The organism is Microbispora sitophila (assembly GCF_014892245.1).
Taxonomy (GTDB): domain Bacteria; phylum Actinomycetota; class Actinomycetes; order Streptosporangiales; family Streptosporangiaceae; genus Microbispora; species Microbispora siamensis.
This window is the reverse complement of sequence record NZ_JADBGC010000026.1, coordinates 134,465-143,429: the sequence shown is the minus strand read 5'-3', so window position 1 is coordinate 143,429 and position 8,965 is coordinate 134,465. Positions and strand designations below refer to the sequence as shown.

The 8,965-nt window shown below is 70.5% G+C and carries 8 protein-coding genes; 6 read left to right on the top strand and 2 right to left on the bottom strand.

The genetic code is table 11. From position 1 onward, the window contains the following. From IL992_RS36625 to IL992_RS36605, 5 genes are all read left to right on the top strand, one after another. Positions 1-619, top strand: a 619-nt coding sequence (locus tag IL992_RS36625) for an AAA family ATPase (protein ID WP_193207891.1), incomplete at its 5' end; no start/stop codon positions are given. A 9-nt stretch (positions 620-628) separates the two neighbouring features. Beyond that, positions 629-1,210: a hypothetical protein gene (locus tag IL992_RS36620; protein ID WP_193207890.1), complete on the top strand. Its 582-nt coding sequence runs from the start codon at positions 629-631 to the stop codon at positions 1,208-1,210. Between the two features lie 302 nt (positions 1,211-1,512). After that, positions 1,513-2,598 carry an S-(hydroxymethyl)mycothiol dehydrogenase gene (locus IL992_RS36615; RefSeq protein WP_193207889.1) on the top strand — a complete coding sequence of 362 codons (1,086 nt, stop codon included), beginning with the start codon at positions 1,513-1,515 and terminating at the stop codon, positions 2,596-2,598. A gap of 123 nt (positions 2,599-2,721) precedes the next feature. Further along, on the top strand, positions 2,722-3,813 hold the full coding sequence (locus IL992_RS36610; protein ID WP_226874462.1) for an aromatic ring-hydroxylating oxygenase subunit alpha: 1,092 nt from the start codon (positions 2,722-2,724) through the stop codon (positions 3,811-3,813). An 18-nt stretch (positions 3,814-3,831) separates the two neighbouring features. Beyond that, entirely contained in the window at positions 3,832-6,135 is a 2,304-nt protein-coding gene (locus IL992_RS36605) for an FdhF/YdeP family oxidoreductase (RefSeq protein WP_193207887.1), read from the top strand. Here IL992_RS36605 and IL992_RS36600 read toward each other — a convergent pair. Together IL992_RS36600 and IL992_RS36595 are read right to left on the bottom strand one after the other, a co-directional pair. Then, positions 6,132-6,920, bottom strand: coding sequence for an IclR family transcriptional regulator (locus tag IL992_RS36600; protein WP_226874417.1), 789 nt, complete (start codon positions 6,918-6,920; stop codon positions 6,132-6,134). The two genes, IL992_RS36605 and IL992_RS36600, sit on opposite strands and share 4 nt — an antisense overlap. A gap of 92 nt (positions 6,921-7,012) precedes the next feature. Continuing rightward, a complete protein-coding gene (locus tag IL992_RS36595) occupies positions 7,013-7,777 on the bottom strand; it encodes an SDR family oxidoreductase (protein ID WP_193207886.1) in 765 nt (254 codons plus the stop codon). A 112-nt stretch (positions 7,778-7,889) separates the two neighbouring features. Between IL992_RS36595 and IL992_RS36590 the strand changes: the two genes are divergently transcribed. Further along, entirely contained in the window at positions 7,890-8,783 is an 894-nt protein-coding gene (locus IL992_RS36590) for a helix-turn-helix transcriptional regulator (RefSeq protein ID WP_193207885.1), read from the top strand. Positions 8,784-8,965 lie beyond the last annotated feature (182 nt).

Sequence of the window (8,965 nt, the reverse complement as noted above, 5' to 3'; positions counted from 1 at the left end):
GCACGCGGACATCTTCAACTCGCTGCTGCAGATCCTGGAGGACGGTCGCCTGACCGACGCCCAGGGCCGGGTGGTGGACTTCAAGAACACCGTCATCATCATGACGACCAACCTCGGCACCCGGGACATCTCCAAGGCCGTGGGGCTGGGCTTCGCGAAGGCCAACGACGAGGAGAGCACCTACGAGCGGATGAAGGGCAAGGTGCAAGAGGAGCTCAAGCAGCACTTCCGGCCCGAGTTCCTCAACCGCGTCGACGACATCGTGGTCTTCCACCAGCTCACGCCCAAGGAGATCATCCAGATCGTGGACCTGATGCTCGCCCAGGTGGCCGAGCGTCTGAAGGACCGCGACATGGGCCTGGAGGTGTCTTCTACGGCCAAGCAGGTGCTGGCCGACCGCGGGTACGACCCGGTGATGGGCGCCCGTCCGCTGCGGCGCACGATCCAGCGGGAGCTGGAGGACACGCTGTCGGAGAAGATCCTCTACGGCGAGCTGCGGCCCGGCCAGGTCGTCAAGATCGACGTCGAGGGCGAAGGCGACGCGGCGAAGTTCACCTTCGCCGGCGAGACCGCGCCTGCCGCCGTCGCCGCGCCGACCACCGCCGCGTCGAACGGCTGATTCCGGCGCATGGCCGGCCAGCAGGCGTTCTGGATCGACGGCCGATCCGACCGCGAACGCGCCCGTGACGGCGTCAGCCACTACTCCGAGCGCGTGTGGGAGAACATCGGCGAGTTCGAGGGGGTGTGGGGTGACATCGCCCCGGTCGCGTTCGCGTGCGCGGCCTGGCGGATCGCCACCCCACCCCTGACCTCGCCGGGGTTCGTGCGCTGGCACCGGCGGATCCTGTCGGCCTCCTGCGAGCGCAACACCTGGGACGGGTCGCTGACGGCACGCGTCGCGATCGTCTCTCCGCCGCCGGCCGCGCTGACGGTGTCGCGTGACTGGTGGCGCGACCGCGGCTGGCGGGACTGGCCGGAGATCTTCGGCCAGTTCGTCGAGCCCGCCGAGCAGGACCTCGCGAAGGTCCCCTATCTGCGTCCGACCCTGCTCGTGGACGCCCCGGTGCCGCTGGACGACCTGCCCGCCGCGCCGGACGGGCCCGCGCACGACCTGGCCGAGACGGCGCACCGCGCCCTCGCGGTCCTCGTACGGGAGCTGAACGACCTGCTCGCCCCGGTCGTCACCCAGCTGGAGCAGGGCCTCCGCTGACGTGTTTCCCGCTTCGCTCGTCGGGGCGCTCTTATCCGGTGGTCGTGCCGGAGGCGCGCCATGAACACTTCCTCCTCGTGCTTGGTCGCTTCGCTCCCGCGCACTCCTCAGTCTTCAGACACCGGCGCGCCCCTCCGGCTCGCTCGGTCACGACGGAGCTCGCGGGCGGCCTGACCGGCAGGCGACAACCCTCACGCCACCTCTTGACAGTGGCCCAGCACGGCCTCAGTCTGTTGCGCATAGTGCTATGTGTTCCGTCTTGCACAACTAATGCACGCTGACTGATCGAGGGAAAGAGAGACATGGCGCACGAAGTCCGCGGGGTCGTCGCGAGGGGCAAGGGACAGCCGGTCACCCTGGAGACCGTCGTCGTCCCCGACCCGGGGCCGGGTGAGGCACTCGTGGCCGTGCAGGCCTGCGGGGTGTGCCACACCGACCTGCACTACCGCGAGGGCGGCATCAACGACGACTTCCCGTTCCTCCTCGGACACGAGGCGGCCGGTGTGGTCGAGGCCGTCGGCGAGGGGGTGACCGACGTCGCCCCCGGCGACTTCGTCATCCTCAACTGGCGCGCGGTCTGCGGCGCCTGCCGCGCCTGCCTGCGCGGACGCCCGCAGTACTGCTTCGCCACCCACAACGCCACACAGAAGATGACGCTGGCCGACGGCACCCCGCTGTCCCCGGCGCTCGGGATCGGCGCGTTCGCCGACAAGACGCTCGTGGCGGCCGGCCAGTGCACGAAGGTCGACCCGGGCGCGTCGCCGGTCGCGGTCGGCCTGCTCGGCTGCGGGGTCATGGCGGGGCTCGGTGCGGCCATCAACACCGGCGGGGTGACCCGTGGTGACTCCGTCGCCGTCATCGGCTGCGGCGGCGTGGGCGACGCGGCCGTCGCGGGCGCGCACCTGGCCGGAGCCCGGACGATCATCGCGGTGGACGTGGACGACCGCAAGCTCGACTGGGCCCGGCGTTTCGGCGCCACCCACACCGTGAACTCCCGCGAGACCGACGCGGTGGAGGCGATCCGCGAGCTGACCGGCGGGTTCGGCGCCGACGTCGTGATCGAGGCGGTGGGCCGTCCCGAGACGTACAAGCAGGCGTTCTACGCCCGCGACCTGGCCGGGACCGTCGTGCTCGTCGGCGTGCCGACGCCGGAGATGCAGCTCGAACTGCCGCTGCTCGACGTCTTCGGCCGCGGCGGCGCGCTCAAGTCCTCCTGGTACGGCGACTGCCTGCCCAGCCGCGACTTCCCCATGCTCGTCTCCCTCTATCGGCAGGGACGGCTCGACCTGGACGCGTTCGTCACCGAGACGATCGCGCTGGAGGACGTCGAGGCGGCCTTCGAGAAGATGCACCACGGCGAGGTGCTGCGTTCCGTCGTGGTGCTCTGATCGGCTCTCCGCACTCTGACCGGCTTCCCCCTGACCATCTCAGATCCGCGACGCGCTACGCAGGACCACTGCGCACGACCACCAGGAGCCAAAGTGAGCACCACGAGCCTGCCCCCCAGCCTGATGGCCACGCTGCCGGGCGAGCACTACACCGACCCCCAGGTCTTCGCGTCGGAGCAGAAGCGCATCTTCGAGTCGATGTGGTTCTGCGCGGTGCGGGCCGCCGACCTGCCGAAGCCCGGGGCGTTCAGGACCGTCCAGGTCGGCACCGAGAGCATTCTGATCACCCGGGCGCGGGACAACTCGATCCGCGCGTTCTACAACGTCTGCCGCCACCGCGGCGCCCGGATCTGCACGGAGGAGTCCGGCGAGGTGAAGCGGGCCTTCCAGTGCCCGTACCACGCCTGGACGTACGACCTGGAGGGCAAGCTCATCGCGGCCCCCAACCTCACCAAGATGCCCGACCTCGACCGGGTCGAGTACGGCCTCGTCAACGTGGCGGTGCGGGAGTGGCTGGGCTACGTGTGGGTCTGCCTGGCCGACGAGCCGCCGTCGTTCGAGGACACCGTGCTCGGCGAGGTGCGCACCCGTCTCGGCGACGTGGCCTCCCTCGACAACTACGACGTCGCCAACCTGGCGCTCGGCCGCCGGATCGTGTACGACGTGAAGGCGAACTGGAAGCTCATCGTCGAGAACTTCATGGAGTGCTACCACTGTGCGACCATCCACCCCGAGCTGACCGAGGTGCTGCCGGAGTTCGCGGACGGCTACGCGGCGCAGTACTACGTGGGCCACGGCGCGCTGTTCGGCGAGGACATCCAGGGGTTCACGGTCGACGGCTCCGAGGGGCTCGACCGCATCCCGACCATCAGCGAGGATCAGGACCGGCGCTACTACGCGATCACGATCAAGCCGCAGGTGTTCGTCAACATGGTGCCCGACCATGTGATCATCCACCGGATGTTCCCGCTGGCCGTCGACCGTACAGTGGTGGAGTGCGACTGGCTCTACCTGCCGGAGGTCGTGGCCGAGGGCAAGGACATCAGCCGATCGGTGGAGCTGTTCCACCGGGTCAACGAGCAGGACTTCGACGCCTGCGAGCGCACCCAGCCCTCGATGAGCTCCCGCACGTACGCCAAGGGCGGCGTGCTGGTGCCGAGCGAGCACCACATCGGCCTGTTCCATGATTGGGTTCGTGGCAGGCTCGGCGAGTGAGTTCGGAGGAGATGCGGCGTGACGCGTAAGGCCCCTCGGGAGGACGTCGGAGACGAACGCCTGGAGATTCGCCCGCCCAAGAACTGGGCGGGCGGGGTCCCGGCGGTCGGCCACGCGCTCGGCACGGCGTACCGGCAGATGGGCGCGGGGCGGACGGTGCTGACCCTGCTGCGGGTCAACCAGAAGTCCGGCTTCGACTGCCCGGGATGCGCCTGGCCCGAGGGCGACGGCCACCGCAGTCCCGCAGAGTTCTGCGAGAACGGCGCGAAGGCGGTGGCCGAGGAGGCGACGGTCCGCAGGGTCACCCGCGACTTCTTCGCCGAGCACCCGGTGGACGAACTGGCCCGGCGCAGCGACTACTGGCTGGGCCAGCAGGGCCGGCTCACCGAGCCGATGTACAAGCCGGCGGGCTCGGACCGCTACGAGCCGATCTCGTGGGAGGACGCCTTCGGCGTCGTCGCGCGCGAACTGCGCGCGCTCGACCACCCCGGCCAGGCCGTCTTCTACACCTCCGGCCGCACCTCCAACGAGGCCGCCTTCGCCTACCAGCTTCTCGTCCGCCGGTTCGGCACCAACAACCTGCCCGACTGCTCCAACATGTGCCACGAGTCGAGCGGCTCGGCGCTGACCGAGACGCTCGGCATCGGCAAGGGGACGGTGCTGCTGGAGGACCTGCACCGGGCCGACCTCGTCTTCGTGGTCGGCCAGAACCCCGGCACCAACCACCCGCGCATGCTCACCGCGCTGGAGCGGGCCAAGCGCAACGGCGCCCGGATCGTGGCGGTCAACCCGCTGCCGGAGGCGGGGCTGATGCGCTTCCGCAACCCGCAGCGGCCCTCCGGCCTCGCCGGGACGGGGACGGCGCTGTCCGACCGGTTCCTGCAGATCCGGCTGGGCGGCGACCTCGCGCTGTTCCAGGCGCTGTCGCTGTTCCTGCTCGAAGCCGAGGACGCCGCGCCCGGCACGGTGGTGGACCGCGAGTTCGTCGAGGCGCACACGCACGGGTTCGACGCCTGGGAGAAGCACGTACGCGGGCTCGACTGGACCGAGGTGCTGGAGGCGACCGGGCTGACCCGCGCGGAGATCGAGGAGACGGCCCGCGACGTGCTGGCCGCCCGCTCGGTCGTGGTCTGCTGGGCGATGGGCCTCACCCAGCACCGCAAGTCGGTCCCGACGATCAGGGAGGTCGTCAACTTCCTGCTGCTGCGCGGCAACGTGGGACGTCCCGGCGCGGGCGTGTGTCCCGTACGCGGGCACTCCAACGTGCAGGGCGACCGGACGATGGGCATCTACGAGAAGCCCAAACCCGAGTTCCTCGACGCATTGGAGAAGGAGTTCGGCTTCCCGCCGCCGCGGGAGCACGGCCACGACACCGTGGAGGCCATCCGCGCCATGCGCGACGGGGACGCCAGGGTGTTCTTCGCCATGGGCGGCAACTTCGTCTCCGCGACGCCGGACACCGCCGCGACGCAGGCGGCCCTGCGCCGCTGCCGGCTCACCGTGCAGGTGTCCACCAAGCTGAACCGGTCGCACGCGGTGTGCGGCGAGCAGGCGCTCATCCTGCCCACGCTCGGCCGCACCGAGCGGGACGTCCAGGCGGGCGGCGAGCAGTTCGTCACGGTCGAGGACTCGATGGGCGCGGTGCACGCCTCACGCGGACGGCTTCGCCCGGCGTCGGACGCGCTGCTGTCGGAGGTGGCGATCGTGTGCCGGCTGGCCCGGGAGTTGCTCGGTGACGACCCGCACGTGCCGTGGGCCGACTTCGAGGCCGGGTACGACGCGATCAGGGAGCGCATCCAGCGGGTGGTGCCCGGGTTCGACGACTTCAACGCGAGAGTGCGCAGGCCGGGCGGCTTCCTCCTGCCGAACGCGCCGCGCGACGAGCGCCGCTTCCCCACAGCCACGGGCAAGGCGAATTTCACGGTCAACCCGCTGGAGGTGCTGCGCGTGCCGCCGGGCCGCCTCCTGCTGCAGACCGTGCGCAGCCACGACCAGTACAACACCACGATCTACGGGCTGAACGACCGCTACCGCGGCATCGCCAACGGGCGGCGAGTGGTGTTCGTGCACCCCGACGACCTGGCCGAGCGTGGTCTCGCCGACGGTGACATGCTCGACCTCATCAGCGAGTGGCCGGACGGCGAGCGCGTCGCCGAGGGGTTCCGGGCCGTCGCCTATCCGACGGCGCGCGGCTGCTGCGCGGCGTACTTCCCGGAGACCAATGTGCTGGTGCCTCTGGACTCGGTGGCGGAGACGTCGAACACGCCCACGTCCAAGAGCGTCGTCGTACGGCTGCGGCGTGCGGCGGGGGAGAAGGGCTAGCCGCCGAGGCGGTGACTGATCTCCTCGGCTCCCTTGACGAGGACGGGGGCCAGCTCCCGCATGCGCCCCTCGCTGAACCGGTAGGCGGGCCCGGACGCGCTGACCGCCGCCACGACCTCTCCGCCGAAGGAGCGGACGGGGGCGGCGAGCGCGTTCAGGCCCACCTCCAGCTCCTCCAGCGTCAGCGCGTAGCCGCGCTCGCGCACCTCCGCCAGCTCGCGCTCCAGGTCCTCCACCGAGGTCACCGTGCCCGGCGTGTAGCGCCGCAGACCCGCGGCGCGCAGCAGGTCCTCGCGGCGCTGCCGGTCCACGTACGCCAGCAGGACCTTGCCACTCGACGTCGCGTGCAGGGGCGTGAGCTGACCCACCCAGTTGTAGGCGGTGACGGCGGAGGGGCCGCGCACCTGGTCGAGGTTGACCGCGTAGTGCGAGCGCAGGACGGCGATGTTCACCGTCTCGCCGATCTCCTCCGCCAGGCGCTGGCAGACGGGCCTGCTCTGCTGGGTGACGTCCATCCGCATGGAGACGCTGCCGGCGAGGCGGACGAGCCCGAAGCCGAGACGATACTTGCCGCGGTCCTCGGTCTGCTCGACGAGCCCGCGCGCCTCCAGCGCGCCCAGCAGGCGGAACGCGGTCGACTTGTGAACCTCGATCTCGGCGGCGATCTCGGTGACCCCCGCCTCACCGCGGTCGGCGAGGATCTCCATGATGCTGATCGCCCGGTCCACGGACTGCACGCCGCCGCCGTTGGCCTCGGCCCTGGCGGCGGAAGCGTCGTTGCTCATAGCGGGACTGTAGCGCCTGACGCAACCCTGAGCTGAGGCGTCGCCGGATTCCCAGGAAGATCCTATGGTGCGCTGGGTGCGTATAGGGGATCTCAATTCCCGTGCGGGTCGGTGCCGTTGAGTGTCGCGACGACCTGGTCGTAGTCGCCGCGCGCCTCGCCGTAGCGCAGGAACTTGACGCGTTCGACCTGGATCTCCTTCGCGTCGGGCCGGGCCTCAAGGAGTGCCATCACCTCCGCCACGAACTCCTCCAGTGGCATCGCCAGCTCGTTGTCCTCCTGGCCGGGCAGCAGCGCGGTGCGGACGGACGGCGGCTCGAGTTCCATGACCTTCACGCTGGTGTCGGCGAGCTGCAGCCGGATCGACTCGCTCAGCATGTGGATCGCGGCCTTTGAGGCGTTGTAGCTGGGGGTGGCCTTGAGCGGCGTGAACGCCAGACCAGAGGAGACGGTGATGATCGTGGCGTCCGGCTGCGCCCGCAGATGTTCGATGAACGCGGCGATGAGCCGGATCGGGCCGAGCACGTTGGTCGTCAGGACGGACTCGGCGGAGGCCAGGAACGACTCCGGCCGGTGCCAGTCCTCGACACGCATGATGCCGGCCATCGTGACCAGGACGTTGAGGTTCGGGTGGTCGGTCAGCACCTGCTTCGCGGCGGCCAGGATGCTTTCCGCGTCCGTCGTGTCAATCCTCACCGTGCCGATGCCGGGGTGCTCCGCGGCGATCCGCTCCAGCAGGTCGGTGCGCCGGCCGCCGACGATGACGGTGTTCCCCCTGTCCCGCAGCGCGAGGGCGAGGGCGAGACCGATGCCGCTGGTCGCGCCGGGGATGAAGACGGTGTTTCCGGAGATCTGCATGAGCCCAGACTGGCCGCTCGGCCGTCACGGGTGCAGAGACCAATTATCGGGGGATCGGCGATCCCCCGCTCGTCCCTGAAGCCCCGGGTGACGAACGGACATAATCGAACACATGGATCGTGCGACACTGGCGGACTTCCTGCGCCGGCACCGCGAGGCACTGCGGCCCGAGGACGTCGGGCTCTCCGAGGGTGCGCGCCGCCGGACCCGCGGGCTGCGGCGCGAGGAGGTGGCGGCCCTCGCCGTGATGTCGGCCGACTACTACACGCGGCTGGAGCAGCAGCGCGGCCCGCAGCCCAGCGTGCAGATGCTCGCCTCGCTCGCCCGGGCGCTGCGGCTGACGAACGACGAGCGCGACTACCTGTTCCAGATCGCCGGGCACAACGCCCCGGCGTCGATGTCGGCCGCGACGCACGTCGCCCCCGCGCTGTTGCGGGTGCTGGACCGCCTCGACGACACTCCCGCGCTCATCCTGTCCGCCCTGGGCGAGACGCTCGTGCAGAACCGGATGGCCGAGGCGCTGTTCGGCGACAGGTCGGGCTTCTCGGGCCTGGCCCGCAGCGAGATCTACCGGTGGTTCACCGACCCGTCGGAACGGCTGCGCTACCCCGAGGACGACCGCGACCGGCAGAGCCGCGCCCTGGTCGCGAACCTGCGTGCCGCCCACGGCTCGATGGGCGCGCAGTCGCGGGCGGGCGATCTCGTACGCGCCCTGCAGAAGGCGAGCGCCGAGTTCGCCGAGCTGTGGGAGCGGCACGAGGTGGCCAAGCGCTTCGAGGACCACAAGACACTCATCCATCCCGAACTCGGCCCGATCGAACTGGACTGCCAGGTGTTGTTCACCGAGGACCAGTCGCAGGCGCTGCTCGTCCTCACCGCTCCTCCCCGTACCGAGGGGTACGAGAAGTTGCGGCTGCTCGCGGTGCTGGGGCGGCAGCGCTTCACCGAGCCCGGCCCCGACCACAACCCGGGGGCCGGGACCATCCGGCAGCCGGCCGGCCGGTGAGCCCGCGGCCGGAGGTCAGCGGAAGACGAAGGTGCGGTCGCCCGCCCTGCTTCCACGCCCCTGAATCCACCGATCGGTGGATTCGCTCCACCGCGTGGGCGAGTCGCCGATTCCACCGCCCGCTCGGGAGATCGGGCGATCCGTACGGGGTGCCTCCGTTGCGACGCTGATTCCCGTCGGCG

Bases quoted from the DNA above. Each gene is read 5' to 3' on its own strand.
- IL992_RS36620 (WP_193207890.1), top strand. From the start codon at position 629: ATGGCCGGCCAGCAGGCGTTCTGGATCGACGGCCGATCCGACCGCGAA.
- IL992_RS36615 (WP_193207889.1), top strand. From the start codon at position 1,513: ATGGCGCACGAAGTCCGCGGGGTCGTCGCGAGGGGCAAGGGACAGCCG.
- IL992_RS36590 (WP_193207885.1), top strand. From the start codon at position 7,890: ATGGATCGTGCGACACTGGCGGACTTCCTGCGCCGGCACCGCGAGGCA.
- IL992_RS36600 (WP_226874417.1), bottom strand. From the start codon at position 6,920: ATGAGCAACGACGCTTCCGCCGCCAGGGCCGAGGCCAACGGCGGCGGC.
- IL992_RS36595 (WP_193207886.1), bottom strand. From the start codon at position 7,777: ATGCAGATCTCCGGAAACACCGTCTTCATCCCCGGCGCGACCAGCGGC.
- IL992_RS36610 (WP_226874462.1), top strand. From the start codon at position 2,722: ATGGCCACGCTGCCGGGCGAGCACTACACCGACCCCCAGGTCTTCGCG.